This window comes from Pseudomonas sp. ES1 (genome assembly GCF_050586605.1).
GTDB classification, from domain to species: Bacteria; Pseudomonadota; Gammaproteobacteria; order Pseudomonadales; family Pseudomonadaceae; genus Aquipseudomonas; species Aquipseudomonas sichuanensis.
Genome location: NZ_JBOBDM010000028.1, coordinates 51,521 through 77,086, shown reverse-complemented (window position 1 = coordinate 77,086; position 25,566 = coordinate 51,521). Strand labels below are relative to the sequence as shown.

Sequence of the window (25,566 nt, the reverse complement as noted above, 5' to 3'; positions counted from 1 at the left end):
TTACCCGCGAAAGGGCCGGTAGCGTCAATAAAGAATCAGGCAGCAACCCCGGCATCCGCCGTCAGCCCCAGCTCTTCGATCGCACTGATCGCACACTGCTCGTCGATATCCGACGTATCCCCGCTGATCCCTACCGCACCCAGCACCTTGCCGTCCTGATCGCGAATCAGCACGCCGCCCGGCACCGGCACCACCGGCCGCTCACCCAAGCCATTCAACGCGGCATAGAACGCCGGCCGCTGCTGCGAGTCCAGCGCCAGCAGGCGCGAGCCCTTGCCCAGGGCCACTGCGCCCCAGGCCTTGCCGATGGCCACCTCCGGCCGCAGCAGGCTGGCGCCGTCCTCCCGTTGCAGCGCCAGCAGGTGCCCGCCGGCATCCAGCACCGCCACGGTCAATGGCGCTGCGTTGATCTTGCGGCCTGCGGCCAGCGCAGCGTTTACCACGCCGACGGCGACTTTAAGGGTCAATGCGTTCATGAAAAGGTCCTCTTCTTGTTGTGAGAAGCCCTGAGGGCAGTTGAAAACCGATGAGAGAATAGAACACAACAGAGATATGTTTTGTATACAATAATTTGACTCAATCGTACCGACTGCGACGAAATGCCGCTTTTATCGGGCCCAGACGCCAATCACAGCCTGCCGACGAAAATGGATTGACCTTTGGGTCGAAGCGTGAATACACTCTGTCGCAAAGCAAGTTGTATACAATTACAAAATCGATGAGGCACAAACCATGAGCAAAATGAGAGCAATCGATGCAGCCGTTCTGGTCATGCGCCGTGAAGGTGTAGATACCGCGTTCGGCATTCCTGGCGCCGCGATCAACCCGCTTTACTCGGCCCTGAAAAAAGTCGGTGGCATCGATCACGTCCTCGCTCGCCACGTCGAAGGTGCCTCGCACATGGCCGAGGGCTACACCCGCGCCAACCCGGGCAACATCGGCGTATGCATCGGCACCTCCGGCCCTGCCGGCACCGACATGGTCACCGGCCTGTACAGTGCGTCGGCCGACTCCATCCCGATCCTCTGCATCACCGGCCAGGCTCCGCGTGCCCGCCTGCACAAGGAAGACTTCCAGGCCGTCGACATCACCAGCATCGTCAAGCCGGTCACCAAGTGGGCGACCACCGTGCTGGAGCCGGGCCAGGTGCCTTATGCGTTCCAGAAGGCCTTCTATGAAATGCGCACCGGCCGCCCAGGCCCTGTGCTGATCGACCTGCCGTTCGACGTGCAGATGGCCGAGATCGAATTCGACATCGACGCCTACGAGCCACTGGCGATCAACAAGCCGTCCGCCACCCGCGTACAGGCCGAAAAAGCCCTGGCCCTGCTCAATGACGCCGAGCGCCCACTGCTGGTAGCCGGTGGCGGCATCATCAACGCAGACGCCAGCGACAAGCTGGTCGAGTTCGCCGAACTGACCGGCGTACCGGTAGTCCCGACCCTGATGGGCTGGGGCACCATCCCTGACGACCACGCACTGATGGTCGGCATGGTCGGCCTGCAGACCTCGCACCGCTACGGCAACGCGACCATGCTCAAATCCGACCTGGTGTTCGGTATCGGCAACCGTTGGGCCAACCGCCACACCGGCTCCGTCGACGTCTACACCGAAGGCCGCAAGTTCGTGCACGTGGACATCGAGCCAACCCAGATCGGCCGCGTGTTCACCCCGGACCTGGGCATCGTCTCCGACGCCGGCAAGGCGCTGGACGTGTTCCTCGAAGTGGCCCGCGAGTGGAAAGCCGCCGGCAAGCTGAAGTGCCGCAAGGCCTGGCTGGAAGACTGCCAGCAGCGCAAGGCGACCCTGCAGCGCAAGACCAACTTCGACAACGTTCCGGTCAAGCCACAGCGCGTGTACCAGGAAATGAACGAAGTGTTCGGCAAGGACACCACCTACGTCAGCACCATCGGCCTGTCGCAGATCGCCGGCGCGCAGTTCCTGCACGTGTACAAGCCACGCCACTGGATCAACTGCGGCCAGGCCGGCCCGCTGGGCTGGACCATCCCTGCAGCCCTGGGCGTGGTCAAGGCCGACCCGAAGCGCAAGGTTGTCGCGCTGTCCGGTGACTACGACTTCCAGTTCATGATCGAAGAGCTGGCAGTGGGCGCGCAGTTCAACCTGCCGTACGTCCACGTGCTGGTGAACAACGCCTACCTCGGCCTGATCCGCCAGGCGCAGCGTGGCTTCGACATGGATTACTGTGTACAACTGGCGTTCGAGAACATCAACTCCACCGACGCCGCCACCTACGGTGTCGACCACGTCGCCGTGGTCGAAGGCCTGGGTTGCAAGGCCATCCGCGTGTTCGAACCGGCCGAGATCGCCCCTGCCCTGCTCAAGGCGCAGAAGATGGCCGAAGAGTTCCGCGTACCGGTCGTGGTCGAAGTGATCCTCGAGCGCGTCACCAACATTTCCATGGGCACCGAGATCAACGCGGTCAACGAGTTCGAAGACCTCGCCCTGGTCGGCAACGACGCGCCAACCGCCATCTCGATGCTCGACTGATTGCCTGACGCCCCCGCGCACCGGCGTGCCGGGGGCCCTCATTGCAAGGAGACAACCATGCCTCGCTTCGCTGCCAACCTGTCCATGCTGTTCACCGAACAGGACTTCCTGGCCCGCTTCAAGGCCGCCGCCGATGCTGGCTTCAGCGGTGTCGAATACCTCTTCCCGTACGATTTCAGCGCCGCCGAGATCAAGCAGCAGCTCGACGCCCACGGCCTGACCCAGGTGCTGTTCAACCTGCCGGCCGGTGACTGGGCCAAGGGTGAGCGCGGCATCACCTGCCACCCGGACCGCGTCGAAGAGTTCCGCGCCGGCGTCGACAAGGCCATCGAGTACGCCAAGGTGCTGGGCAATACCCAGGTCAACGCCCTGGCCGGCATCCGTCCGCAAGGCCCGGACTGCGCCACCGTACGCAAGACCTTCGTGGAAAACCTGCGCTACGCCGCCGACAAGCTCAAGGCCGCCGGGATCCGCCTGGTCATGGAAATGATCAACACCCGCGACATCCCCGGCTTCTACCTGAACACCACCCAGCAGGCCCTGGAAATCCAGGCCGAAGTGGGCAGCGACAACCTGTTCCTGCAGTACGACATCTACCACATGCAGATCATGGAAGGTGACCTGGCCCGCACCCTGGAAGCCAACCTGGCGCTGATCAACCACGTGCAGCTGGCCGACAACCCGGGCCGCCACGAGCCCGGCACCGGCGAGATCAACTACCGCTTCCTGTTCGAGCACCTGGACCGCATCGGTTACCAGGGCTGGGTGGGCGCGGAGTACAAGCCCAAGACCACCACCGAGGCGGGTCTGGGCTGGCTGAAGACGCATAACGCAATCTAACGGCTGAGCGCAGGCCCCTGTTGAACACAGGACACTGTGGGAGCGGGTTCACCCGCGAACACCGGCGAAGCCGGTGCCATCCACCGCAGTGCCTGCTTCGCGGGTAAACCCGCTCCCACAGGGGCCTGTTCAGCCTGCTCCATCGAGATTCAACAATTACAACGAGGTAATCTCTCATGGCTAAAATCGGTTTCATCGGCACCGGCATCATGGGCAACCCCATGGCCCAGAACCTGCAAAAAGCAGGTCACAGCATCTTCGTATCGACCCACCACGACGCCGCTCCGGCCAACCTGATCGCCGCCGGCGGCGTGGCCCTGGCCAACCCCAAGGAAGTGGCCCAGGAAGCTGAATTCATCATCGTCATGGTGCCCGACACCCCGCAGGTCGAAAGCGTCCTGTTCGGTGAAAACGGCGTTGCCGAAGGCGTGGGCCCGAACAAGGTCGTGATCGACATGAGCTCGATCTCGCCTACCGCCACCAAAGCCTTCGCCGAGAAGATCAAGGCCACCGGCGCCGCCTACCTGGACGCCCCGGTATCCGGCGGTGAAGTCGGCGCCAAGGCCGCCACCCTGAGCATCATGGTCGGCGGCTGCCCGAAAGCCTTCGAACGCGCCCTGCCGCTGTTCGAAGCCATGGGCAAGAACATCACCCGCGTGGGCGGCAACGGTGACGGCCAGACGGCCAAGGTCGCCAACCAGATCATCGTCGCCCTGAACATCCAGGCCGTTGCCGAAGCGCTGCTGTTCGCTGCCAAGAACGGCGCAGATCCAGCCAAGGTGCGCGAGGCCCTGATGGGCGGCTTCGCCTCCTCGAAGATCCTCGAAGTGCATGCCGAACGCATGATCAAAGGCACCTTCGACCCAGGCTTCCGCATCAACCTGCACCAGAAGGACCTGAACCTGGCCCTGCAAGGCGCCAAGGAGCTGGGCATCAACCTGCCCAACACGTCCAATGCCCAGCAAGTGTTCAACACCTGCCAGGCCCTGGGCGGCGGCAACTGGGACCACTCGGCGCTGATCAAAGGCCTGGAGCACATGGCCAACTTCTCGATCCGCGACGAGAAATAAGCTTCAAGCTGCAAGCCTCAAGCGGCCAGTAAAAGCGAATCTGCTTTTGCTTGCAGCTTGTAGCTTGAAGCTTGCAGCTGTGGGGACCGCCCCTGGTTCGGCCTGCACGGAGGCAGTTCCAGGGGCGTTTTTGATTCTGCAGAACAACAATAATTGGGAGCCTGCCATGTCGGTCGATCCACAAAACCTCCTGCGCGAACTGTTCGACACAGCCATCGCCGCCGCCCACCCCCGTCAGGTCCTCGAACCCTACCTGCCCGCCGACCGCAGCGGCCGGGTCATCGTCATCGGTGCAGGCAAAGCCGCCGCCGCCATGGCCGAAGTGGTCGAAAAGAGCTGGCAGGGCGAAGTCTCAGGCCTGGTCGTCACCCGCTACGGCCACGGCGCCAACTGCCAAAAAATCGAAGTGGTCGAAGCCGCCCACCCGGTCCCCGACGCCGCCGGCCTGGCCGTGGCCAAGCGCGTGCTCGAGCTGGTCAGCAACCTCACTGAAGACGACCGCGTCATCTTCCTGCTGTCTGGCGGCGGTTCGGCCCTGCTGGCCCTGCCCGCCGAAGGCCTGACCCTGGCCGACAAGCAGCAGATCAACAAGGCGCTGCTCAAGTCCGGCGCCACCATCGGCGAGATGAACTGCGTGCGCAAGCACCTCTCGGCGATCAAGGGCGGCCGCCTGGCCAAAGCCTGCTGGCCGGCCACCGTCTACACCTATGCGATTTCCGACGTACCGGGCGACCTGGCCACGGTCATCGCCTCCGGCCCTACCGTGGCCGACCCGAGCACCTCGGCCGATGCCCTGGCGATCATCAAGCGCTACAGCATCGAGGCCCCCAAAGCCGTCATCGACTGGCTCAACAACCCGGCCTCCGAAACCGTCAAGGCCGACGACCCGGCGCTGGCGCGCAGCCACTTCCAGCTGATCGCCAAACCCCAGCAGTCGCTGGAGGCCGCCGCCGTGAAAGCCCGCCAGGCCGGCTTCAGCCCGCTGATCCTCGGCGACCTGGAAGGCGAGTCGCGGGAAGTGGCCAAGGTCCACGCCGGCATCGCCCGGCAGATCGTCCTGCATGGCCAGCCACTGAAGGCGCCCTGCGTGATCCTCTCCGGCGGCGAGACCACCGTCACCGTGCGCGGCAACGGCCGCGGCGGGCGCAACGCCGAGTTCCTGCTCAGCCTCACCGAAAGCCTCAAGGGCCTGCCGGGCGTGTACGCCCTGGCCGGTGACACCGACGGCATCGACGGCTCGGAAGAGAACGCCGGCGCCTACATGACCCCGGACAGCTACGCCCGCGCCGAGGCCCTGGGCCTGTCGGCCAGCGATGAGCTGGACAACAACAACGGCTACGGCTACTTCGCCGCCCTCGATGCGCTGATCGTCACAGAGCCGACCCGTACCAACGTCAACGACTTCCGCGCCATCCTGATCCTCGAGACCCCGCAATCATGACGCCTGATAAAAAAGTAAAAATCCTCGCCACCCTCGGGCCTGCGATCAAAGGCATCGATGACATCCGCCAGCTGGTCGAAGCCGGGGTGAACATCTTCCGCCTCAACTTCAGCCACGGCGAACACGCCGATCACGCCCTGCGCTATCAGTGGATCCGCGAAGTCGAGCAACAGCTCAACTACCCGCTGGGCATCCTCATGGACCTGCAAGGCCCGAAACTGCGCGTTGGCCGCTTCGCCGACGGCAAGGTGCAACTGCAGCGTGGCCAGGCCCTGCGCCTGGACCTGGACAAGACCCCGGGCGACAGCCGCCGGGTGAACCTGCCGCACCCGGAGATCATCGCCGCGCTGGAGCCCGGCATGGACCTGCTGCTCGATGACGGCAAGCTGCGCCTGCGGGTGACCGCCAAGCACGCCGATGCCATCGACACCGAAGTGCTGGCCGGCGGCGAGCTGTCCGACCGCAAGGGCGTCAACGTGCCGCAAGCGGTGCTCGACCTGTCCCCGCTCACCGACAAAGACCGCCGCGACCTCACCTTCGGCCTGGAGCTGGGCGTGGACTGGGTGGCCCTGTCGTTCGTGCAGCGCCCGGAAGACATCGTCGAGGCACGCCAGCTGATCGGCGACCGCGCCTACCTGATGGCCAAGATCGAGAAGCCCTCGGCGGTCGAGCAACTGCAAGCCATCGCCGAGCTGTCCGACGCGATCATGGTCGCCCGTGGCGACCTGGGCGTGGAAGTCCCGGCCGAGAGCGTGCCGCAGATCCAGAAAGCCATCATCGGCACCTGCCGCCAGCTGGGTAAACCGGTGGTGGTGGCCACGCAGATGCTCGAATCCATGCGCTTCTCCCCTGCCCCGACCCGCGCCGAAGTCACCGACGTGGCCAACGCCGTGGCCGAAGGTGCGGACGCGGTGATGCTGTCGGCCGAGACTGCCTCGGGTGACTACCCGCTGGAAGCGGTGCAGATGATGAGCAAGATCATCCGCCAGGTGGAGAACGGCCCGGACTACCAGGCCCAGCTCGACGTCGGCCGGCCCAAGGCCGAGGCCACCGTGTCGGATGCCATCAGCTGCGCGATCCGCCGCATCAGCGGCATCCTGCCGGTGGCGGTGCTGGTCAACTACAGCGAGTCGGGGAACTCCACCCTGCGCGCCGCCCGCGAGCGGCCACGGGCGCCGATCCTCAACCTGACGCCGAACCTCAATACCGCACGGCGCCTGAGCGTGGCCTGGGGTGTGCACTCGGTGGTCAACGACCGCCTGCGCCAGGTCGACGAGGTGGTCTCCACCGCGCTGGAGATCGCCCAGGCACAAGGCATGGCCAGCCGCGGCGACACGCTGCTGATCACCGCCGGTGTGCCTTTCGGCAAGCCAGGTTCGACTAATACGCTGCGGATCGAGACCTTGGTCTGAGATCGCTGGGGGCGCTTTGCGCCCCTTTCGCCGGCAAGCCGGCTCCCACATGCGCGATCCCTGTGGGAGCTGGCTTGCCAGCGAATGGAGGGCAAAGCCCTCCCCTTGCACCGCGACAACAACCTTGCGGAAAACCGAGGCCCAAAGAGGCCCACCGCTGACCACTCACCTTACCGACTGCCCATGTACACCAAAAATTTCGTCAACCCGTGCCCTGACTGGGCCACGGCGCTGCTCAACGGTTTCAGCCAGGTGCTGTTGCTGCGCAACCCCCTGTGCGGCCTGTGCTGCCTGCTGGCCATCCTGCTGACCGCCCCTGCGCTGGTCGGCGGCGCCCTGCTCGGCGCCCTCGCCGGCCTGCTCACCGCCCAACGTCGCGGCTATGACCGCACCGACCGCCAGGCCGGGCTGTACTGCTATAACGGCGTGCTGATCGGCATCCTGATCAGCACCGTATTGCCCTGGTCGGCCATCCTGCCGCCGCTGATCATCGCCGCCGGGGGGCTGTCGAGCATGCTCACCCATCAATGGCGAAAACGCGGTGGCAAGCTGCTGGTGGCCTACACCGCCCCCTTCGTGCTGCTCGGCTGGGCCGCGCTGCTGCTGGCCGAACCCACCACCAACAGCTACGTCGAGGCCGACCCGCTGTATGCCATGCTGCGCGGCATCGGGCAGATCTTCCTGCTCGACAAGCCAATGGCCGGGTTGCTGATCGTCATCGGGATGTACTTTGCCAACCCCTATGCCGCCACCTGGGCGGTGATCGGTGCGGCCATCGGTGGTGGTGTTGCGCTGCTGGCCGGTGAGGCGCAAGGGGCCTGGCTAGGGCTGTACGGTTTCAACGCGGCATTGGCTGCACTGGCCTTCAGCCGCCAGGGTGAGCGGCCCTGGGTGACGTTACTGGCCATCGCCCTGGCGCTGTTGCTGCAACCGCTGTTCAACCTGCTGCCGATCGCCGGACTGACCGCGCCGTTCGTGGTCGCCTGCTGGCTGATGCACCTGGGCAGCCACCTGGCGCAGCTCAATCAACGCCGCAACGCGCCGCGCTTGCACAGCTGATAGCCAGCCCCTAGGCTCTGCCCATTTGCACAATGGAACGCGCCCATGGATAACCCTGCAAGCCTGCGCGAGCGGCTCTACGTCATCGTCTTCCAGACCGATACCGCAGCTGGAAGACGCTTCGACAAGGCCCTGCTGCTGATCATCCTCGCCAGCCTGGTCACGGTGATCCTCGACAGCATCGACGAAGTACACCAGGGCTACGCCGGCCTGCTGGCCGCCATCGAGTGGGGTTTCACGGCGATCTTCCTCGCCGAATACATCACCCGCCTGTACTGCTCGCCCAAACCGCTGCGCTACGCCTTCAGCTTCTATGGGCTGGTGGACCTGCTGGCGATCGTGCCGGGGATCCTCGCCCTGTACTACAGCGATGCCCAGTACCTGCTGATCATCCGCGTCATCCGCATGCTGCGGATCTTCCGGGTGCTCAAGCTCAGCCCCTACCTCAAGCAGGCCCACTACCTGCTGGCGGCGCTGCAGGGCAGCAAGCAGAAGATCATCGTGTTCCTGGTCAGCGTGTCGACCCTGGTGACGGTGTTCGGCACCCTGATGTACGTGATCGAAGGGCCCGAGCATGGTTTCACCAGCATCCCCAAGGGCATCTACTGGGCCATCGTCACCCTGACCACCGTGGGCTTCGGCGACATCGTGCCGAAGACGCCGCTGGGGCAGGTGCTGTCGTCGCTGGTGATGATCATCGGTTACTCGATCATTGCCGTGCCTACCGGCATCTTTACCGCCGAGCTGGCCAATGCGCTGCGTGGGGAACAGTTGCAGCACGATTGCCCGACCTGCGCCAAGCACCACCACGAACATGGCGCGGCGTTCTGTTCGCGGTGTGGGAATGCGTTGTTTCCCAAGCAATGAGGTTGCTTGTGCTGGCCTCTTCGCGGGTAAACCCGCTCCCACAGGTACTGCGCAACCCGGAAGTATTGTGACCTCCTTGTGGGAGCGGGTTTACCCGCGAAGAGGCCAGTACTGACAACGACATAACCAAAGTCCTTTTTGTTCTTTAACCCACGCAAAGCCACCCGCTATAGTCGCTGGCATATCGCCAACCCTTTGAACCAGAACAAGGAATGCCCCCAGTGAAAAAACTCTTCAGCGCCTCGCTGCTGGCCGCGGGCCTGGCCCTGGGCAACCTCGCCCAGGCCGCCCCGACCCTGCTCAACGTCTCGTACGACGTGATGCGCGATTTCTACAAGGACTACAACCCGGCGTTCCAGAAACACTGGGAGAAAGAACACAACGAGAAGGTCAACCTGCAGATGTCCTTCGGCGGCTCGAGCAAGCAGGCCCGCGCAGTGATCGATGGCCTGCCGGCCGATGTCATCACCATGAACATGGCCACCGACATCAATGCCCTGGCCGACAACGGCAAGCTGGTGCCGGACAACTGGGTGACCCGCCTGCCGAACAACAGCGCGCCGTTCACCTCGGCCACCGTGTTCATCGTGCGCAAGGGCAACCCGAAAGCGCTGAAAGACTGGCCCGACCTGCTCAAGGACGGCGTGCAGGTGATCGTGCCCAACCCCAAGACCTCGGGTAACGGCCGCTACACCTACCTGTCGGCCTGGGGCTACGTGCTCAAGCAGGGCGGCGACGAGAGCAAGGCTCGCGACTTCGTCGGCAAGCTGTTCAAGCAGGCGCCGGTGCTCGATACCGGCGGCCGTGCCGCCACCACCACCTTCATGACCAACCAGATCGGCGACGTGCTGGTGACCTTCGAGAACGAAGCCGAAATGATCGCCCGCGAGTTCGGCCGCGACCAGTTCGAAGTGGTCTACCCAAGCGTGTCGGCAGAAGCCGAGCCGCCGGTAAGCGTGGTCGACAAGGTGGTGGCCAAGAAAGGCACCCAGGCCGTGGCCGAGGAATACCTGAAGTACCTGTGGTCGCCTGAGGCCCAGGAAATCGCCGCCAACAACTACCTGCGCCCGCGTGACGCCAAGGTACTGGCCAAGTACACCGACCGCTTCCCGAAAGTGGACTTCCTCTCGGTGGAGAAGACCTTCGGTGACTGGCGCACCGTGCAGAAGACCCACTTCAACGACGGTGGTGTGTTCGACCAGATCTATACCAATAAGTAGCAACTGATTCAGGCAGGTCCGGCCCCTTCGCGGGTAAACCCGCTCCCACGGGAATCGCTACAGGTCTGAATACTGTAGGGTCCCTGTGGGAGCGGGTTTACCCGCGAAGAGGCCGGCAAAGGCAACATCACACCTGGCGGAATACCAGGGCCTTCAACCCACCCTCCGCGTCCGCATCGGGAAACTCCGGCGGGTTCTCCAACCGCTCGACAAACGCCAGCCCCGGCGCATGCTCAGCCATGCCCTCAATCAGAAACTGCGACTCGATCCCCGGGTCGTTGACACACGCCAGCACCGTCCCGCCCGCAGTCAACAGCTCCGGCAAGCGCCGCAGGATCTTCCCGTAGTCCTGGGTCAGCACGAAGCTGCCGCGCTGGAAGGTCGGCGGGTCGATGATGATCAGATCGTACGGCCCGTACTTGCGCACCTTGCCCCACGACTTGAACAACTCATGCCCCAGGTACGCCACGCGCGAGGCGTCATGGCCGTTGAGCCGGTGGTTGTCACGCCCACGGGACAACGCCGACTTGGCCATGTCCAGGTTGACCACCTGCTCGGCGCCCCCGGCAATCGCCGCCACCGAAAACCCGCAGGTATAGGCGAACAGGTTGAGCACCCGCTTGCCCGCCGCCTGCTCGCGCACCCAGCGCCGGCCGTAGCGCATGTCGAGGAACAGGCCGTTGTTCTGGCGCACGCCCAGGTCGAGCAGGTACTTCAGGCCATCCTCGGTGACTTCGCGCTGCTGGCAGGGTTCACCGAGCAGCCACTGGCCTGGGCTGTCGGGCAGGTAGCGGTGCTGCAACAGCATGGCCTGGCCGGCCCACTGCGGGCGTTCGGCCAGGCTGCGCAGCATCGCCTCGAGCTCAGCCAACTGACCCTCGGGTGGTTCACGGAACAGCGCGACCGACAGCACACCGTCGAGCCAGTCGACGGTGATCTGCTCCAGCCCCGGCCAGCAACGGCCACGGCCATGGAACAGACGGCGGGTCTCAGTCGGGGCGGGATCGAGGGCGGCGAGCAGGTGTTGCTCAAGGGTAGCGATGGCTGGGCTCATATCGGTCATGGGTCGGGCAAAAGCGCCATTCTACCTGCTGGGGCCCGCGCCGCCATCGAATGCCGCGCGTTCAGCCCAAGCCGCGCGCGTCCAGATACCCGGCCAGATAGTCGATGAACGCCAGCACCTTGCCCGTGGCCCGACGGTGGCTGGGGTACACGGCCAGGATCTGCGGGCCGAAGGCGTCCGGGTCGATCGCGTAATCCGCCATCACCTGCACCAGCCGCCCATCGGCCAGGTACGGCGCACCGCTCCACATGGGCACGTGGAACAAGCCGCCCCCGGCCAGCGCGCTGGCCAGCAGCAGGTCGTAGTTGTCGCTTTCCAGTCGCGCGTTGGCAGGTTGGAGCAGGCTGAGCCGTTCGCCGTCCTTCTCCACCCACCAGTAGGTCCGGCTCAACGCGGCATGCCGGTACAACAGCCAGTCGTGCCGGTCGAGGGTCTGCGGGGTGACCGGCAGCGGGTTGCGCGCCAGGTACGCGGGGCTGGCGCACAGGGTCAGGCAGTTGCGCCCGACGGCCTTGCCGATCAACCCCGGCAAGTCGCCCCGGCCCTCGCGCAGGGCCAGGTCGTAGCCGCTTTCGACCAGGTCGACGAAGGCGTCGCACAGGTCCACGCGCAGGCGGATCTGCGGGTATTCGCGCAGGAAACCCGCGCACACCTCATCAAGGAATGCCCGGCCATAAGCCAGTGGCGCGGTCAGGCGCAGGATGCCGTGCAGGCCATGCTGAATCTGCCCCACCACCTCACCCACCTCGTGCAGGCGCATCAACACCTGGCGCGCGGTCTCCAGGTACACCCTGCCCGCTTCGGTGAGCACTGTGCGCCGGGTGCTGCGCTCGAACAGGCGCACCCCCAGCTCCGCCTCCAGGTGGCTGACGGCCTTGGTCAACGCCGACGGGGTCTTGCCCAACTGCTCTGCGGCGCGGCTGAAACTGCCGTGCTCGGCGGTGGCGACGAACATGCTGACAGCGGCGAACTTGTCCATGGTTTTTCCTGGCAGGCAAAAGCGTTTTTCACGTTTCGGGCGTTCTGCCGGCCCGGGCCAGTGGCTAGTCTCGCCGGCAAGCCCAAAAAAACAAGAGGTTCGCTGATGAAAGCTTTCAAACCCACCCTGCTGGCGGCGGCGCTGGCTTTTGCCTCGTTGGACGCCATGGCCGCGGCCGACCTGGTGTTGCTCAATGGCAAGCTGTACACCGCCGACCCCGCCCAGCCATCGGCCCAGGCCATGGCCGTGGCGCACGGCAAGGTGCTCAAGGTGGGCAGCGACAGCGAAATCAAGGCCCTGGCCGACGCCTCGACCCGGGTGGTCGACCTGGCCGGCAAGCGCCTGCTGCCCGGCATGATCGACAGCCACAACCACGCCATCTTCGGCGGCCTGGAACTGTCGGCGGCCAACCTCGACAGCGAAGAAGGGGTCAGCACCCAAGACTTGCAACAACGCCTGCGCGGCTGGCGCGACGATGGCCGGGCGCGCCTGGGCGACGTGCTGGTGGTGGTCGGGGTGAGCTCGACCTACTGGGCCAAAGCCGAGGAGCTGGGCCGCACCTTCAGTCATGGCGAGTGGCAGAACGTGCCGGTGGTGTTCATCGGCAGCGACCACCACACCGCCTGGGCCAACCAGGCCATGCTCGACCGCGCAGGTGTCGACGCCCGCCTGCTGGCCAGCCTGCCGGCGGCCGAACGCGGCACCTTGGGCAAGCGCAAGGACGGCAGCCCCAACGGTTTCGCCGTGGATGCCGGCTGGGACCGCATCGCCGCCGCCATGCCCGCGCACAGCGCCGAGGCGCTGCTGCACGCCGCCGACGCCGCGGTGAAGTACAACAACAGCTTCGGCATCACCGCCTGGATGGACCCGGCCGTCAACGCAGCCCCAGGTGAATCGCTGTTCAGCCTCAAACCCACGGAGAAATCGGTCGGCGTGCTGCCGGCCTACAAGGCACTGGCCGCCCAGGGCGGGCTGAACGCCCACGTCGCCGCCCTGCTGGTGGCCAACCCGAAAAGCACCCCAGCCGACCTCGATACCCTGGACAAGGTGCGCCAGCAGTTCCAGGGCATCCCCAACCTCACCCTGCCGGGGATCAAGATCTTCGCCGACGGCGTGGTCGAGTACCCGGCGCAGAGCGCAGCCATGCTCGAGCCCTATAGCAACACCCACGGCAACGGCGAGCTGCTGATCGACCCGGCGCACTTCGGCGAGCTGGTCAGCGCCGCCGATGCCCGTGGCTGGCTGGTGCACATCCACGCCATCGGCGACCGCGCGGTGCGCGAGTCGCTCAACGGCATCGAGCAGGCGCGCAAGGACCGCCACAGCGGCGTCACCCATTCGCTGACCCACCTGCAACTGGTCAACCCCGCCGAGTTCGCCCGCCTCAAACCGCTGGACGTGATCGCCTCGATGCAGCTGCTGTGGGCCTCGGCCGACGAGTACACCGTGGACATGGTCAAACCCTATGTCAGCAGCGCGATCTACCCCTACCAGTACCCGGCCCATTCGCTGCTCAGCCATGGTGCGACCATCGCCGGCGCCAGCGACTGGTCGGTGTCCTCGCCCAACCCGTGGCTGGCGATCCACCAGGCCATCACCCGCGAAGGCCCCAAGGGCGTGCTCAACGCCGCCGAGCGCATCGACCGCCAGACCCTGTTGCAGGCCTACACCCTCAACGCCGCCAAGGCCATCGGCCTGGACCAGCAGATCGGCTCGCTGACCCCCGGCAAACAGGCCGACTTCATCATCCTCGACCGCGACGTGCTCAGCGTCGCCGATCAGGACCTGGCCGACACCCGCGTGCTGCAGACCTGGTTCGGCGGCCGCGAAGTGTACAAAGCCGAGCGCTGACCCCGTCGCCCCCTGCCCGGCTCCCGTCGCACGGCGGGGGCCTGGCCCAGCCGTGCCCCGCATCTACCGACAATCACAACAACAGGTATCGCCATGCGCCGCATCACCCTGCTCGCCCTCACCCTGGCCCCCCTCGCCTGCCAGGCCGTGCCACTGAACGACGACTTCAGCCTGGAGTTCGACCTCGCCCTGCACAGCGACTACCGCAACCGCGGCATCTCGCAGACCCAGAACGACCCCGCCGCCCAGTTCGGCGCCACCTTGCAGCACGCCAGCGGCCTGTACCTCGGCGCCTGGACCTCCAACGTCGACTTCGGCTTCGGTTCCAAGACACGCCAGGAGGTGGACTACTACGCCGGCTGGTACTGGCAGGCCAGCGATGAGGTAAGCCTGGACCTGGGCTACCTGAGATACACCTACCCCAAGTCGAGCCTGTACAACCAGAGCGAGTACTACGCCGCCCTGACGGCCTACGGCTTCAAGCTGGCCGCCAATTATTCCGACGACGCTGGCAACCTGTTCGGCGAGGACCAGGACACCCTCTACACCTATGTCGGCTACGAAGCTCAACTGCCCCTGGAGCTAGGCTTGCAGCTGCGCTACGGGCGCATGGACTTCAAGGATCCGATGTTCGTCTCGGCCAGCGAGCGCACGGCCGACAGCTACCGCGAATGGGAAGTGAAGCTGACCCGCGCCTTCGCCGGGGTCGACTGGAGCCTGGCCTATGTCGACACCGACCTGTCGCAGGCCGAGTGCGCCAGCAGCTATGGCTTCGACGATGTCTGCTCGGCGACGCTGGTGGCCAGCGTCGCCAAGAAGTTCTGAAGCGGCTAAGGCCTGGCCGCGCCCTCGGCGCGCGCCGGGCGCCACCACCAGCCCTGCTGCATGCCCGCCGCCGCCAACAAGATCAAGCCCACTCCCAGCCACTGCAACGGCGCCAGTCGATGACCGAAGGCCACCCAGTCCACCAGGATTGCCGCGATCGGGTAGATGAACGACAGTGCGCCAGTCAGCGCGGTGGGCAGGCGCTGGATGGCGCTGTACAGCAGCACGTACATCAACCCGGTATGGACGATGCCCAAGGTCACCAGGCTGCCCAATGCCGGCCACTCACCCGGCAGGCCGCCGAGCTTCACCCACGGCGCCAGCAGCAACACCCCGGTGCTCACCTGGATCAGTGCGATCAGGTGCGGCGGCGTGCCGGTCAGGCGCTTGATGATCAGTGCCGCCACCGCGTAGAGGAACGCGGCCCCCAGCGCCAGGCCGATGCCCAGCAAGTACTCGCTGCCGCTGGCTTGCCCGGCGCCATGGGCGCTGACGATGGCCAGCATGCCGACAAAGGCCACGCCCAGCCAGGTCAGCTTGGCCAGGGTGATCTTTTCGCCGAGAAACAGCGCCGCCAGCCCCACCAGCATGAACGGCTGGACGTTGTACACCGCCGTGCCGATGGCGATTGATGCTCGCGAGTAAGAGGCGAACAGCAGCACCCAGTTGCCGACGATCACCACCCCGCTGACCACCGCCAGCAGGAAGGTGGCGCGGGTCAGCACGCCGGGCTTGAGAAAGCCCATGGCCGCGCAGATCAGCAGCAAGGTGCCGGCGCCGAACAGGCAGCGCCAGAACACCACCTCCAGCACCGGCTGCCCGGACACCAGCACGAACCAGCCGATGGTCCCGGAGATCAGCATGGCGGCGACCATTTCCAGGGAGCCGCGGCGCAGCGAATTGTCCATCTCACACCTCCTGTACACGATGGCCACAGTATGCGCGGGGTGCTGAGGGGCCTTCCAGCGGATAGCCAAGGCAGATTTAGCCATTCGCCTTTACTATCAAGGCCAATTACCGGAGTTGCCTAACGAGGTAGCCATGACTGACGACATCGACCAGCTATTGATCAACGCCCTGATGGAGGACTCTCGCCGCTCGCTCAAGGCCTTGGCGCAGATCAGCGGGCTGTCCGCGCCCAGCGTCAGCGAGCGCCTGCGCCGCCTGGAGGAACGTGGCGTGCTGCGTGGCTATACGGTGGAGGTAGACCCACGCTGCTTTGGCTACCAGTTGCAGGCCATCGTGCGCGTGCGCCCACTGCCTGGGAAGTTGCAGGAGGTGGAACGGCAGATCATCGCCATCCCCGAGTTCACCGAATGCGACAAGGTTACGGGGGAGGACTGCTTTATCGCCCGCCTGCATGTGCGTTCGATGGAACAGCTGGACACCCTGCTCGACCTGCTCAATACGCTGGCCGAGACCAATACCGCAATCATCAAGAAGACCCCGGTGAAGCGCAGACTGCCGCCGATGGCTTGAAGATGGGCACTTCGGCTGCGGCGCAGGGCTTGCGACATGCACCAAGGCGGGCAGCGGTGATCTTGCAGGCAAAACTGGCCCGAAACAGATGTGGGAGCTGGCTTGCCAGCGATGCGCCGCGCGGGCGGCGCTCGATCTTGTAGGCGCTACAAAAACATCGCCAGGCACCTGCTGGCCTTCACCCAGTCTCCCGGCATGCACCTTGTGGCCATTACCCAATCCTAATTTTCAGGGGCCAGCGGTGTGACGCCCAAGGGCCTGTCTTGAAATCGCATGTGGGCCAACAGGTGCTCGCCGATGTTCCTTCAGCGCCTATCAGATCGAGCGCCGCCCGCGCGGCGCATCGCTGGCAAGCCAGCTCCCACATCTGTTTCGGGCCAGTTATGCCTGTGGCATCTCCGCTGTCCGCCTTGTTGGCATGGCGCGATATCTTTGTGCGCGCTGAAGTGCTCCTACGAAGACCGGCCAATATCCATGCAATGTCTGCAACTCCTGACTTCGCTACCTTTCACGAAAAATCAGATTAAAGCCCTTACTTGTAGTCCATTTCCCAAACATACTCTTGCCGCCTTTTTTCCGTTGCGGTCGCCCTGGCGGCCCCCTAGTCTCGGCGAGTCGTTGCTCATCAACGACACAGCTTTGACAGGCTGTGACGGTAAATAGCGTGCGGTTTGCCGTTATGGCGGCTGTACGTGCGGGCACGTTCGCGTGCGCCGGAACTTTGCTATTTCCGCCGGTCTGTCAACCCACGTACAGCTGCCACCCTCCTGTTTGACAGCAGGCAGGTGGTCGCACCTGAAAGGTAAATAGCTATGTTAAAGATCGTCCCCGATCCACCCCACAACCACCACTCCCTCGAAGACACCCTGATCCAGGCCACGGAGTACGCCCTGTGCGCACAGGCTGTGGCGCATCAGGCCATTTCGGTCCAACAGCCCAAATCCCCCGCGTCGATTCTGATCATGGCGTTGATGCATGAGATCGAGACACTGCGGGTGCTGCTCGAGTCGGCGTTGATTCAGGTGCAGATGCCGCAGCTGGAGCGCCGGGCGTTCCACTAGGCCGGTAGGCGTGTTTTGCCTGGGCCGCCCTCATCGCCGGCAAGCCGGCTCCCACAGGGATTGGCTTTGCCCTAGCACCGGTGCCGTAACTGTGGCGTTGGGTTGCCAGCGACAGGGGCCGTCCAGGCATCGATCATTTCAGGGAGAGTGAGCAATGAACACAGACGACACCACGCCCCGCACCACCGTGGGCAAAACCAAGTTCTATCAAGGCGAAGGGATGACCGCCCCGCTGTTCTGCATCGAGCCCGGCATCCCCTGCCAGCATGCGCGGGACCAGGCTTCGGAACTGATGGGCTGCGTGCGCGACCTGACCATTACCGGGATCATGGAAGAGAAGCCGCAACTGCTGTGGGCGTCGTATTACCTGAGCGCGCTGGCCAAGGCGCTGCTGGATGATGCGGAGTTGGGGATGAAGCACTGAGGGGTGGATTGCCTGGGCTGGTTTCCATATCGGTTTAGGCTGCAGCACTCCTGTGAGACAGGCGCAGCGGTATCAGCGCGCACCGCGATACCGCGTCGTGCCAACAAGGCGGACAGCGATGCAATCACAGGAGTGACTGGCCCGAAACAGATGTGGGAGCTGGCTTGCCAGCGATGCGCCGCGCGGGCGGCGCTCGATCTTGTAGGCGCTACAAAATCATCGCCAGGCACCTGCTGGCCTTCACCCAATCTCCCGGCATGCACCTCATGGCCATTACCCAATCCTAATTTTCAGGGGCCAGCTGTGTGACGCCCAAGGGCCTGTCTTGAAATAGCATGTGGGCCACCAGGTGCTCGCCGATGTTCCTTCAGCGCCTATCAGATCGAGCGCCGCCCGCGCGGCGCATCGCTGGCAAGCCAGCTCCCACATTTGTTTCGGGCCAGTTATGCCTGTGGCATCTCCACTGTCCGCCTTGTTGGCATGGCGGGGTATCGCAGTACGCGCTGAATGAGCCGGCTTGCCGGCGAAGAACCTTGGCGATTTTTTGTACACATAAATGTCACCTTAAGTGCCATTTTTGTGTGCACTTTTGCGAAGCAGCGCCCCATTAGGTTACACACCACAGCCAACTAATTTTGACCAGTTGATCAACTAATTAGCATCTTAAAAAATTTAAACTGTTCAATTGGTCAACTTATAAATCCTTAATTTCAGTAACTTATATTCCAACTAGCCAAATTCAAAATGATGGCAACCTGAAACTTGGATTCACCCTGGCATAGAACTGGCTTTTGTGTGTTCGTGTTTTGTATACAAGTTGAACGAAACATAAATACACAATAACCCGCAGCGTCGCCCCGAACCGCGACCGCCGCGCCCAGAACCCAGTGATGCCAACGCCTGCACCGACGAGATGGCGAGCCCGTGCGCCAGCGCCCGCTCATCGCAGTCACACGCATCAGGAGCCGCCGGAATGAGTAGCAGCCTCCCCCTTGCCCCTGAACTTTCCGTTGCCAGCACCAGCCCCGCCGCAACCACCCTCGAAGGCCACCCGGCCGACCTCGAACTGAGCCCGCGCCTGCATAACCGCGACCTCGCCCCGACCAAAGCCGAAGGCCGGCGCTGGGGTGGCTACAGCATCTTCGCGCTGTGGACCAACGACGTGCACAACATCGCCAACTACTCCTTCGCCATGGGGCTGTTCGCCCTCGGCCTGGGCGGCTGGCAGATCCTCTTGTCGCTGGCGATCGGCGCGGCGCTGGTGTACTTCTTCATGAACCTGTCCGGCTACATGGGGCAGAAAACCGGCGTGCCGTTCCCGGTGATCAGCCGCATCGCCTTCGGCATCCACGGCGCGCAGATCCCGGCGCTGATCCGCGCGGTGATCGCCATCGCCTGGTTCGGTATCCAGACCTACCTCGCCTCTGTAGTGCTGCGGGTACTGCTCACGGCCGTCTGGCCGCAAGTGGCCGCCTATGACCACGACAGCATCCTCGGCCTGTCGAGCCTGGGCTGGGTGTGCTTCGTGTCGATCTGGCTGGTGCAGCTGGTGATCCTCGCCTACGGCATGGAGATGGTGCGCCGCTACGAAGCCTTCGCCGGCCCGGTGATCCTGCTGACCGTGGCCTGCCTGGCGGTGTTCATGTACTTCAAGGCCGACGCGCGCATCGCCTGGTCGGTTGCCGAACCGCTGAGCGGTTACGAGATGTGGCGCAACATCTTTGCCGGCGGCGCACTGTGGCTGGCGATCTACGGCACCCTGGTGCTGAACTTCTGCGACTTCGCGCGCAGCGCGCCGTGCCGCAAGACCATCCGCGTCGGCAACTTCTGGGGCCTGCCGGTGAACATCCTGGTGTTCGCCGCCATCACCGTGGTGCTGTGCGGCGCGCAGTTCCAGATCAACGGCCAGATCATCGACAGCCCGACGCAGATCGTCGCCAGCATCCCTAACACCCTGTTCCTGGTGCTGGGCTGCATGGCCTTCCTGATCGTTACCGTGGCGGTGAACATCATGGCCAACTTCGTCGCCCCGGCCTTCGTGCTCAGCAACCTGGCGCCACGCCACCTGAACTTCCGCCGTGCCGGCCTGATCAGCGCCACCCTGGCGGTGCTGATCCTGCCGTGGAACCTGTACAACAGCCCGCTGGTGATCGTGTACTTCCTGTCGGGCCTGGGCGCCCTGCTCGGCCCGCTGTACGGCGTGATCATGGCCGACTACTGGCTGCTGCGTAAGGGCCGCATCAACGTGCCCGAGCTGTACAGCGAGAACCCCGCCGGCGCCTACCACTACACCAAGGGCATCAACCTGCGCGCCCTCGCCGCGTTCATCCCCGCAGCGCTCTTGGCCATCGTCCTGGCCCTGGTGCCCAACTTCCAGAGTGTCGCGCCGTTCTCCTGGCTGATCGGGGCCGGTATCGCCGCCGCCCTGTACCTGCTGATCGCACCGCGCCACGCCCAGTACCACGACGTCAGCGGCGAGTGCATCGCCGTCGACCACAGCAGCCACTGATTTCAGGGAAGTCCGTCATGCGTATTCTGATCGCCAACGTCAACACCACCGCAGCCATTACCGAGTCCATCGCCGAGCAGGCGCGCAGCGTTGCCGCGCCGGGCACCGAGATCGTCGGCCTGACGCCCTGGTTCGGTGCCGAATCGGTGGAAGGCAATTTCGAGAGTTACCTGGCCGCCATCGCCGTGATGGACCGGGTGCTGGCCTATGACCAGCCCTACGACGCCGTCATCCAGGCCGGCTACGGCGAACATGGCCGCGAAGGCCTGCAGGAGTTGCTCAACGTACCGGTGGTGGACATCACCGACGCCGCCGCCAGCACGGCGATGTACCTGGGCCACGCTTACTCGGTGGTGACCACCCTGGACCGCACCGTGCCGCTGATCGAGGACCGTCTGAAACTGTCGGGCCTGTACGACCGCTGCGCCTCGGTGCGTGCCAGCGGGCTGGCGGTACTGGAGCTGGAGGCCGACCCAAGGCGGGCCGTTGAAGCCATCGTCGAGCAGGCCGAGCGCGCCGTGCAGGAGGACAAGGCCGAGGTGATCTGCCTGGGTTGTGGCGGTATGGCCGGGCTTGACGAAGAAATTCGCCAGCGCACCGGGGTGCCGGTTGTGGATGGTGTGAGTGCGGCGGTGACCATCGCCGAATCGCTGGTGCGCCTGGGCTTGAGCACCTCCAAGGTGCGCACCTATGCCACGCCGCGGGTGAAGAAGGTGGTGGGCTGGCCGATGCGGTTCGGCCGCTGAGTCACTTACCGCCAGTACTGGCCTCATCGTCGGCAAGCCGGCACCCACAGGCACTTGTGGGAGCCGGCTTGCCGGCGATAGGGCCCGCAGACTCACCCCATCATCCTGGCCAACCGCTCGCCACTGCCACAGGCCAGGGTGAACCCCAACGCCCCATGCCCCAGGTTCAGCCACAGGTTGCGGTACATCGTCGCCCCGATGATCGGCACCCCGGTCGGCGTCGCCGGCCGCATCCCCGCCCACTCCACCGCCTGGCCATAATCGGCCGCCCCAGGCAGTGTCTCCCCGGCCAGACGGCGCATGCTGCGCAGCCTGGCGGCATCCACCGCTTCGTCGTAGCCAACGATGTCCACCATCGCCGCCACCCGCAGTTGCTGGTCCAGCCGCGCATAGACGATCTTGCGCTCGTAATCGGTCAGGCTCACGTCAGGCGCCCGATGTGCCGCGGTGACGGGTGCGGTCAGGCTGTAACCCTTGAGTGGATAAACCGGCAGGTGCAGGCCGGGCAATGCCAGGCTGGCGCTGCGGTGCCCGGCACATAACACCAGGCGTTGGACGTCCAACTGGCGATCAGCGAGCGCCAGCGCCACCACCTCGTCCTTGCGCCGGATCAGCCGAGTCACCGCCTGGCCCAGGTGCAGCCGGCAGTGCCCCGACGCCTGCAACCGCTCGGCCAGGCGCAGGCAGAAACGGTGGCAATCGGCGACTTCCTCGTCCGGGGTGAACACACCGCCGATAAAAGGCGCCTCGGCCAACGCCGGGTCGAGCAGGCGCAATTGCCCGGCATCCAGCACCTGCTGATTGAGTGGATCGAGCAACTGTTCGCGCCCATGGGCGAAGGCCTGCCGGGTGCGGAAGGCGACCAGTTTGCCGTTGCGCCGCCAGGCAAAATCCGCCAGGCCGTCCTCCTCGCGCCAACGCGCCAGCGCTGCCTGGCTCTCAAGGGCCAAGTTCAACAACTGGGCCGCATTGCGGCGATTGACCCCTGTGCGGCAGGCCATGACGAAGGCCGCCAGCCAGCGCCACTGCGCCGGGTCCAGGCGCAGGCGCAAACGCAAGGGCGAATCGCCCCGCAACAGCCAGCCAAGCGCCTGCCAGGGCACCCCGGCATCGGCCAGCGGCGCCACATAGCGGTACGACAGTTGCCCGCCATTGGCGAAACTGGTGGCACTGGCCAGGCTGTCACGGGCTTCGACCAGGTCGACCGAGTACCCCTCGCGCACCAGCGCATAGGCGGTCGCCAGGCCAACCACCCCTCCTCCGATCACTGTTACCCGCTGGCTCATCCGTACATCCCTGTGCATGCGTTCAGCGCAAGACAGTAACAGCAGCTCAGGTCGGGCAGCCAGACGCGCCGTTGTCGAGGCCCTGGCGCACATTACGGCTGAGCAGGCTGGCCTTGCCGTCATGCCAGGTCAGGGTGAGCACATACAGGGTGTCGAAGTCGTCACCGCTCCAGTCCTGGGTGATCACCCGCTCCTCACCCAGGGCCTTGCCGGCCACGGCATTGATCAGTTCCGGCAGGTAACCATGGGACCAGGCGGTATAGACGGTGGCATTGCGGTACTTGTCGCGCAGCAGTTCCTTGGCCAGGCCATCGGTGTCGTTGGCGCCGTAATCGATGTTCACCGGCAGGCCCAGGCGAATGGCACTGGGGGTGATGGTCATCAGTGGGCGGATATAGCTGTAGCTCCGGTCCTGGCTGCCTTCCTCGACATGCCGCGAGGGGTTGGCGGCGAACACGTAGTCGGCCTTGCCGAAACGCTCCGGCAGCAAGGTAGCCAGGTCGATGGCACGGTTGAGCCCCTGGCAGTTCAACTGGCCCAAGCCTTCGCCAGGCTTTTCGGCGTGGCGCAGGAATACCAGGGTCTGGGTGCCATCCACCGGTTGCGCCCGGCTTTCGACCACATCCATTGCCAGGGGCAAGGCCGCAGCGGTGAGCATCAGGCTCAACAGCAGGTGACGACGACGGCGAACGAAGGGGGGCAGTTTCATCTACGGCAGGCTCTTGTGGCAGAAAGTATCGAGGCTCGCCACATAGCCTGCCGTCGATGCCGCAGGCGCCCTTGCAGTGGATGCCATCCTTGGCCGCGCGTGAGGGTCAGAGTGCCCTCGCCCCGTTTGGTTCCTCCCTGGGTACAACTGCCGTTCCGTGGCCAGTGACCACCTTAGTAGCGGACTGTTGCCAAATGATGTCCCGTGCCTCAATCGTCCCGGGTCAGTACTTCGAGCAGTTCGATCTCGAAGGTCAGGTCGGAATTCGGCGGGATCGCGCCCACGCTGCGCTCGCCATAGCCCAGATGTGCCGGCACCAGCAGCTTGCGCTTGCCGCCCACGCGCATGCCCATCAGGCCCTGGTCCCAGCCCTTGATCACCCGGCCGGAGCCGATCACGCACTGGAACGGCTTGCCGCGCGTCCAGGACGAGTCGAACTCGCTGCCGTCGGCCAGTGTGCCGCGGTACTGGGTAGTGATCAGCGCGCCCTTGACCACGGCCTTGCCGTCGCCTTCCTGTAGATCGATGACTTGCAGCTCACTGCTCATGGCAGGTTCCTCGAAGCGGATTTCGTGGGCGCCCTTTTCGCAGGAATGCAGCGGCTTGGCAAGACTGGCTGCCTCAGGATGGGGCGAACTGCTCGAAGATCTGCTGGCCGGTGAGGTTCTTGGTCTCGTTGCTGAAGCAGTACCAGGTGGGCTTTTCATCGATGAAGATCTGCTCGGTGAAGGTCCAGTCTTGCTGACCGTCGAACAGGCCTACCGGCACAACGTACATATCGCTCTCTTTCAAGCGGTAGAACAAGTGCGTACCGCAATGACCGCAGAAACCGCGCTGGGCCCATGGCGAGGAGTCGTAGACGCTGGGCGCCGGGCCCTCGATCTGCGGCGGCGCGGCGCAATGCACCGCCAGCAGCGGGCCGCCGGTCCACTTGCGGCACATGCTGCAGTGGCAGGCGCTGACCCGATTATCTACCAGCGGGGCAGCAACTTTCGTTGCACCACACAAACAGCTGCCGTGTCGGATATTCGCGTGCATGGTCAAGTCCTTGAGAGTCAGCTCGGACTGGCAAGACTAGCACCTCGGCAAGTACACAAAGAGGTCTCCTTCTGGCCAGATCGAAGGCGTTGCGACCTAGCATTTCTGCCAGTTGAAGGCACCCCGTTGCCCTCCCTATGCTGAACACAGCCAGTTCCAGCCGTTCACTTCCTGGATCAAGCACACATTTCAAAATGCACTTCATCGGCCCCATTAAGGCGAGGTTTAGATCATGCGCAAGTATTTGCTAGTGGTTTCCCTAATGCTATTGGCAGGCTGCGTCACCCAAGACACTTCAACTCCCACTATCCAAACAGTCGATGGCCCAACGACTGCGGCTGCACTGACCTCCCGCTACCGCAATACCGCCGCAAACTGCGGTAGCAACACCATGCCGGCATTCCTGTGTTCGGGGGTCATCCTGAGAGTCACCGAAACCTCCAACCTGTTTGATCCGTGGGAGCCCAGTGATACTTCGCTGGCCAGGGGTGGAGTCTCGTTCTCTTACCTACGCAAGGACAACAACTTCGACAGACTCTGGAAGTTCACCAATGGCTACATCCTCTACTCCATCCTGGACATGCCAGCGGACAAACTGAAAATCCCAGTCCTCTGCATGTTTCCTGTCGACGGATGGACCAATGGACGTCTTGATAGAAACTCATGTGGTACCTATCCAGGTTACTCCAGCAGCGCGCCATGCCACCTTCACAACCCGATAATCGAGACAGGCGCCCAATGGAACGCTGCCTATGGAAACGCCACTCACGAAGGTTACCGGATCTGCGGATTCGACGTGCGCGACGAACTCAATCAGTACGCTGGCCCCAACTTCTATGCCGGCATGCAGGCCAGATGGCAGAACTCGAATCACTTCCAGGTCCACAATGAGTTGGTGCTCAAGGTCTGGCAACGTGGACAAGCCCGGGTGCTCCCTATCCAGGCCTTCTTCTACACAGATGCGAACGGGCTGGCCAATGCCAAGATCGACAGGCAGAAGTTCCTGAGCCAGACCGGCATCACGCTACCAGTCATCAAGATGAGCTTGCCTGCAACACCTACAGGCGATGCCACCTTCCAATACGTCCCAGGTGATCAACGGTAATCGCTGCAGCGCACTGTTATCTGACCGCCTGATCTCGTTCAGGCGTTCAGTCTCCAAGTACCGCTTCGATACCC

The 25,566-nt window shown here is 64.2% G+C and carries 24 protein-coding genes; 16 read left to right on the top strand and 8 right to left on the bottom strand.

What is annotated here, in order from left to right:
* Positions 1-35: 35 nt before the first annotated feature.
* Positions 36-476, bottom strand: a complete 441-nt coding sequence (locus tag ACQ4N9_RS13770) for a GlcG/HbpS family heme-binding protein (protein ID WP_125463327.1) — start codon at positions 474-476, stop codon at positions 36-38.
* Positions 477-732: 256 nt separating this feature from the next.
* Here ACQ4N9_RS13770 and gcl point away from each other — a divergent pair, with 256 nt between their 5' ends.
* The 8 genes from gcl to ACQ4N9_RS13730 all read left to right on the top strand — a co-directional run bounded on the left by gcl (position 733) and on the right by ACQ4N9_RS13730 (position 10,417).
* Positions 733-2,508, top strand: coding sequence for a glyoxylate carboligase (gcl, locus tag ACQ4N9_RS13765; protein ID WP_125463326.1), 1,776 nt, complete (start codon positions 733-735; stop codon positions 2,506-2,508).
* A gap of 57 nt (positions 2,509-2,565) precedes the next feature.
* Positions 2,566-3,348: a hydroxypyruvate isomerase gene (gene hyi / locus ACQ4N9_RS13760; RefSeq protein WP_153785171.1), complete on the top strand. Its 783-nt coding sequence runs from the start codon at positions 2,566-2,568 to the stop codon at positions 3,346-3,348.
* 176 nt (positions 3,349-3,524) lie between these two features.
* A complete protein-coding gene (locus ACQ4N9_RS13755; RefSeq protein ID WP_125463324.1) occupies positions 3,525-4,418 on the top strand; it encodes a 2-hydroxy-3-oxopropionate reductase in 894 nt (297 codons plus the stop codon).
* Positions 4,419-4,584: 166 nt separating this feature from the next.
* Complete coding sequence (locus ACQ4N9_RS13750; protein WP_390967385.1) at positions 4,585-5,859, top strand: glycerate kinase type-2 family protein; 1,275 nt, start codon at positions 4,585-4,587, stop codon at positions 5,857-5,859.
* Positions 5,856-7,271, top strand: a complete 1,416-nt coding sequence (gene pyk, locus ACQ4N9_RS13745) for a pyruvate kinase (RefSeq protein WP_110993597.1) — start codon at positions 5,856-5,858, stop codon at positions 7,269-7,271. Before ACQ4N9_RS13750 ends, pyk begins: the two co-directional genes overlap by 4 nt.
* Positions 7,272-7,454: 183 nt before the next feature.
* Positions 7,455-8,330, top strand: coding sequence for an urea transporter (locus tag ACQ4N9_RS13740; RefSeq protein ID WP_390967384.1), 876 nt, complete (start codon positions 7,455-7,457; stop codon positions 8,328-8,330).
* Positions 8,331-8,375: 45 nt separating this feature from the next.
* Positions 8,376-9,197: an ion transporter gene (locus ACQ4N9_RS13735; RefSeq protein WP_390967383.1), complete on the top strand. Its 822-nt coding sequence runs from the start codon at positions 8,376-8,378 to the stop codon at positions 9,195-9,197.
* Positions 9,198-9,418: 221 nt separating this feature from the next.
* On the top strand, positions 9,419-10,417 hold the full coding sequence (locus tag ACQ4N9_RS13730; RefSeq protein WP_390967382.1) for a sulfate ABC transporter substrate-binding protein: 999 nt from the start codon (positions 9,419-9,421) through the stop codon (positions 10,415-10,417).
* Positions 10,418-10,544: 127 nt separating this feature from the next.
* On the opposite strand, the gene ACQ4N9_RS13725 is transcribed toward ACQ4N9_RS13730, so the two are convergent.
* Together ACQ4N9_RS13725 and ACQ4N9_RS13720 are read right to left on the bottom strand one after the other, a co-directional pair.
* Positions 10,545-11,471: a class I SAM-dependent methyltransferase gene (locus tag ACQ4N9_RS13725; RefSeq protein WP_390967458.1), complete on the bottom strand. Its 927-nt coding sequence runs from the start codon at positions 11,469-11,471 to the stop codon at positions 10,545-10,547.
* A 70-nt stretch (positions 11,472-11,541) separates the two neighbouring features.
* Positions 11,542-12,459, bottom strand: a complete 918-nt coding sequence (locus ACQ4N9_RS13720) for a LysR family transcriptional regulator (RefSeq protein WP_125463320.1) — start codon at positions 12,457-12,459, stop codon at positions 11,542-11,544.
* 105 nt (positions 12,460-12,564) lie between these two features.
* Here ACQ4N9_RS13720 and ACQ4N9_RS13715 point away from each other — a divergent pair, with 105 nt between their 5' ends.
* Positions 12,565-14,310 carry an amidohydrolase gene (locus ACQ4N9_RS13715; RefSeq protein WP_390967381.1) on the top strand — a complete coding sequence of 582 codons (1,746 nt, stop codon included), beginning with the start codon at positions 12,565-12,567 and terminating at the stop codon, positions 14,308-14,310.
* A gap of 93 nt (positions 14,311-14,403) precedes the next feature.
* The gene (locus tag ACQ4N9_RS13710) at positions 14,404-15,135 is read left to right on the top strand and encodes a TorF family putative porin (protein WP_347151216.1); all 732 of its coding nucleotides are present in this window, start codon (positions 14,404-14,406) and stop codon (positions 15,133-15,135) included.
* Between the two features lie 5 nt (positions 15,136-15,140).
* Here the strand turns inward: ACQ4N9_RS13710 and ACQ4N9_RS13705 are convergent, their stop codons facing one another.
* Positions 15,141-16,043, bottom strand: a complete 903-nt coding sequence (locus ACQ4N9_RS13705) for a DMT family transporter (protein ID WP_390967380.1) — start codon at positions 16,041-16,043, stop codon at positions 15,141-15,143.
* Positions 16,044-16,176: 133 nt separating this feature from the next.
* Between ACQ4N9_RS13705 and ACQ4N9_RS13700 the strand changes: the two genes are divergently transcribed.
* The 5 genes from ACQ4N9_RS13700 to ACQ4N9_RS13680 all read left to right on the top strand — a co-directional run bounded on the left by ACQ4N9_RS13700 (position 16,177) and on the right by ACQ4N9_RS13680 (position 21,354).
* Positions 16,177-16,614 carry an Lrp/AsnC family transcriptional regulator gene (locus tag ACQ4N9_RS13700; protein ID WP_125857963.1) on the top strand — a complete coding sequence of 146 codons (438 nt, stop codon included), beginning with the start codon at positions 16,177-16,179 and terminating at the stop codon, positions 16,612-16,614.
* Between the two features lie 812 nt (positions 16,615-17,426).
* The gene (locus tag ACQ4N9_RS13695; RefSeq protein ID WP_390967379.1) at positions 17,427-17,675 is read left to right on the top strand and encodes a hypothetical protein; all 249 of its coding nucleotides are present in this window, start codon (positions 17,427-17,429) and stop codon (positions 17,673-17,675) included.
* A 154-nt stretch (positions 17,676-17,829) separates the two neighbouring features.
* Complete coding sequence (locus tag ACQ4N9_RS13690; RefSeq protein WP_125857961.1) at positions 17,830-18,099, top strand: DUF3077 domain-containing protein; 270 nt, start codon at positions 17,830-17,832, stop codon at positions 18,097-18,099.
* Positions 18,100-19,072: 973 nt separating this feature from the next.
* Entirely contained in the window at positions 19,073-20,608 is a 1,536-nt protein-coding gene (locus ACQ4N9_RS13685; RefSeq protein ID WP_390967378.1) for an NCS1 family nucleobase:cation symporter-1, read from the top strand.
* Positions 20,609-20,625: 17 nt separating this feature from the next.
* The gene (locus ACQ4N9_RS13680; protein ID WP_390967377.1) at positions 20,626-21,354 is read left to right on the top strand and encodes an aspartate/glutamate racemase family protein; all 729 of its coding nucleotides are present in this window, start codon (positions 20,626-20,628) and stop codon (positions 21,352-21,354) included.
* Between the two features lie 92 nt (positions 21,355-21,446).
* On the opposite strand, the gene ACQ4N9_RS13675 is transcribed toward ACQ4N9_RS13680, so the two are convergent.
* From ACQ4N9_RS13675 to ACQ4N9_RS13660, 4 genes are all read right to left on the bottom strand, one after another.
* Positions 21,447-22,640, bottom strand: a complete 1,194-nt coding sequence (locus ACQ4N9_RS13675; RefSeq protein WP_390967376.1) for a D-amino acid dehydrogenase — start codon at positions 22,638-22,640, stop codon at positions 21,447-21,449.
* A 46-nt stretch (positions 22,641-22,686) separates the two neighbouring features.
* Entirely contained in the window at positions 22,687-23,349 is a 663-nt protein-coding gene (locus tag ACQ4N9_RS13670) for a histidine phosphatase family protein (protein WP_390967375.1), read from the bottom strand.
* A gap of 209 nt (positions 23,350-23,558) precedes the next feature.
* Positions 23,559-23,897, bottom strand: coding sequence for an FKBP-type peptidyl-prolyl cis-trans isomerase (locus ACQ4N9_RS13665; RefSeq protein ID WP_390967374.1), 339 nt, complete (start codon positions 23,895-23,897; stop codon positions 23,559-23,561).
* A gap of 73 nt (positions 23,898-23,970) precedes the next feature.
* On the bottom strand, positions 23,971-24,387 hold the full coding sequence (locus ACQ4N9_RS13660) for a GFA family protein (RefSeq protein WP_390967373.1): 417 nt from the start codon (positions 24,385-24,387) through the stop codon (positions 23,971-23,973).
* A 232-nt stretch (positions 24,388-24,619) separates the two neighbouring features.
* Here ACQ4N9_RS13660 and ACQ4N9_RS13655 point away from each other — a divergent pair, with 232 nt between their 5' ends.
* Positions 24,620-25,492, top strand: coding sequence for a halovibrin HvnA (locus tag ACQ4N9_RS13655; protein WP_390967372.1), 873 nt, complete (start codon positions 24,620-24,622; stop codon positions 25,490-25,492).
* Positions 25,493-25,566: the final 74 nt, after the last annotated feature.

Excerpts from the sequence above, each read along its gene's own strand:
- ACQ4N9_RS13680 (WP_390967377.1), top strand. The coding sequence starts at position 20,626 with ATGCGTATTCTGATCGCCAACGTCAACACCACCGCAGCCATTACCGAG.
- ACQ4N9_RS13655 (WP_390967372.1), top strand. The coding sequence starts at position 24,620 with ATGCGCAAGTATTTGCTAGTGGTTTCCCTAATGCTATTGGCAGGCTGC.
- ACQ4N9_RS13690 (WP_125857961.1), top strand. The coding sequence starts at position 17,830 with ATGAACACAGACGACACCACGCCCCGCACCACCGTGGGCAAAACCAAG.
- ACQ4N9_RS13750 (WP_390967385.1), top strand. The coding sequence starts at position 4,585 with ATGTCGGTCGATCCACAAAACCTCCTGCGCGAACTGTTCGACACAGCC.
- gcl (WP_125463326.1), top strand. The coding sequence starts at position 733 with ATGAGCAAAATGAGAGCAATCGATGCAGCCGTTCTGGTCATGCGCCGT.
- ACQ4N9_RS13705 (WP_390967380.1), bottom strand. The coding sequence starts at position 16,043 with ATGGACAATTCGCTGCGCCGCGGCTCCCTGGAAATGGTCGCCGCCATG.
- ACQ4N9_RS13695 (WP_390967379.1), top strand. The coding sequence starts at position 17,427 with ATGTTAAAGATCGTCCCCGATCCACCCCACAACCACCACTCCCTCGAA.
- ACQ4N9_RS13665 (WP_390967374.1), bottom strand. The coding sequence starts at position 23,897 with ATGAGCAGTGAGCTGCAAGTCATCGATCTACAGGAAGGCGACGGCAAG.
- ACQ4N9_RS13670 (WP_390967375.1), bottom strand. The coding sequence starts at position 23,349 with ATGAAACTGCCCCCCTTCGTTCGCCGTCGTCGTCACCTGCTGTTGAGC.
- ACQ4N9_RS13725 (WP_390967458.1), bottom strand. The coding sequence starts at position 11,471 with ATGAGCCCAGCCATCGCTACCCTTGAGCAACACCTGCTCGCCGCCCTC.
- ACQ4N9_RS13735 (WP_390967383.1), top strand. The coding sequence starts at position 8,376 with ATGGATAACCCTGCAAGCCTGCGCGAGCGGCTCTACGTCATCGTCTTC.
- ACQ4N9_RS13755 (WP_125463324.1), top strand. The coding sequence starts at position 3,525 with ATGGCTAAAATCGGTTTCATCGGCACCGGCATCATGGGCAACCCCATG.
- ACQ4N9_RS13770 (WP_125463327.1), bottom strand. The coding sequence starts at position 476 with ATGAACGCATTGACCCTTAAAGTCGCCGTCGGCGTGGTAAACGCTGCG.
- ACQ4N9_RS13720 (WP_125463320.1), bottom strand. The coding sequence starts at position 12,459 with ATGGACAAGTTCGCCGCTGTCAGCATGTTCGTCGCCACCGCCGAGCAC.
- ACQ4N9_RS13710 (WP_347151216.1), top strand. The coding sequence starts at position 14,404 with ATGCGCCGCATCACCCTGCTCGCCCTCACCCTGGCCCCCCTCGCCTGC.
- ACQ4N9_RS13685 (WP_390967378.1), top strand. The coding sequence starts at position 19,073 with ATGAGTAGCAGCCTCCCCCTTGCCCCTGAACTTTCCGTTGCCAGCACC.
- pyk (WP_110993597.1), top strand. The coding sequence starts at position 5,856 with ATGACGCCTGATAAAAAAGTAAAAATCCTCGCCACCCTCGGGCCTGCG.
- ACQ4N9_RS13740 (WP_390967384.1), top strand. The coding sequence starts at position 7,455 with ATGTACACCAAAAATTTCGTCAACCCGTGCCCTGACTGGGCCACGGCG.
- ACQ4N9_RS13675 (WP_390967376.1), bottom strand. The coding sequence starts at position 22,640 with ATGAGCCAGCGGGTAACAGTGATCGGAGGAGGGGTGGTTGGCCTGGCG.
- hyi (WP_153785171.1), top strand. The coding sequence starts at position 2,566 with ATGCCTCGCTTCGCTGCCAACCTGTCCATGCTGTTCACCGAACAGGAC.
- ACQ4N9_RS13700 (WP_125857963.1), top strand. The coding sequence starts at position 16,177 with ATGACTGACGACATCGACCAGCTATTGATCAACGCCCTGATGGAGGAC.
- ACQ4N9_RS13715 (WP_390967381.1), top strand. The coding sequence starts at position 12,565 with ATGAAAGCTTTCAAACCCACCCTGCTGGCGGCGGCGCTGGCTTTTGCC.
- ACQ4N9_RS13660 (WP_390967373.1), bottom strand. The coding sequence starts at position 24,387 with ATGCACGCGAATATCCGACACGGCAGCTGTTTGTGTGGTGCAACGAAA.